This is a genomic window from Autumnicola patrickiae, assembly GCF_031846525.1.
GTDB classification, from domain to species: Bacteria; Bacteroidota; Bacteroidia; order Flavobacteriales; family Flavobacteriaceae; genus Autumnicola; species Autumnicola patrickiae.
In genome coordinates this window covers 1-1,104 of sequence record NZ_JAVRHM010000064.1, presented here as the reverse complement: position 1 = coordinate 1,104, position 1,104 = coordinate 1, and the positions used below count along the sequence as shown (strand labels likewise).

1 protein-coding gene is annotated in these 1,104 nt (G+C 34.1%); it reads right to left on the bottom strand.

Translation table 11 applies throughout. From position 1 onward, the window contains the following. Window positions 1–332 precede the first annotated feature (332 nt). Window positions 333–950, bottom strand: a complete 618-nt coding sequence (locus RM549_RS19345) for a hypothetical protein (protein ID WP_311687760.1) — start codon at window positions 948–950, stop codon at window positions 333–335. Between the last annotated feature and the right edge of the window lie 154 nt (window positions 951–1,104).

The window sequence follows — 1,104 nt, the reverse complement described above, 5'->3', positions numbered from 1 at the left end:
TTCCGGAGCATATTGCCCCCCAACTTCTTGTATTGGTTTTGGTTTATTTGATGGATACCATCAAAAGATAAGTAATGGCCGGAAAACCAAAACGAATGAATCAGGTAAAGCAAATACTTCCCTGCTCCTCGACACCAATGTATTTTCCTTTAAAAATTCCCTTTTTTAGTGGTAAGTCAGATTCTTGTCCGTCCGAATTTTTGTCCGCTGCAGAAAGAATGAAAATAATATTTAAAAAACTCACCATCGAAAAATGGTATTTTTTGTCTTGTTTACAACGTCCCGTATCTCTGCTGTTCTGATATTATTCAACGAAATTTATAATAATATGACTAATCAATCTCCTCTATGATAGAATTCTCTTCTAAATTATTGAAAAATATACCTGTCCAGGTACCGTCCAATTCTAATGTTTCCTCTGTAGTGGTTTCCTTGAATGTCGCTAGAAAACTAGCTCTATTTTTTCTGAGAAAAACGGTATAATTTGAGGTCAGCTTAGTTCCTTTATTGAGGGCAAAGGAATCTGTGAAATTCCAGGAAAAAGGGAAGGATGATTCTTCTTGTGTTAAGGGTACTTTAACCCCTCCGCCCAGGTAACCGTATTCTTCAGATAATAGGCTTAGCTCTTTTGTTACTGAAACCTGAACTTCCTCATAGCTTAGTTCTGTAAAGGTCAGAGAGTCATTAAACTTGAATATTGAACTACCTCGAAGATCCTTAAGAGGTTCGATAACCACCTCCATAACTGTATCCGTTTCATTTCGAAAATGAAACTCGGGAATCTTTTTTTCTATTATACTTTGTCCATCGGTCTCGTTTAATTTCCACTGTATTGATATTAATTCGTAAGATTTTGATATTTGTTCATCCTCAATTAAAGTATCGTCCTCACTGCACGACATAAAACCGATAGATAAAAATAATCCAATAAACATTTTAGTTAATTTCATTTTTTTAAATTTTAATTGAGACATTTATAGGTGGTTAGATCCAATTGTTATCCGAACTTCTATATAAGTAGTTAATCAGAACATTTTGTTACAGTTTTCACAAAACGACGATTCCAAGAACTAACTATCGAATTGATATTCTTTGCCTTGTTTA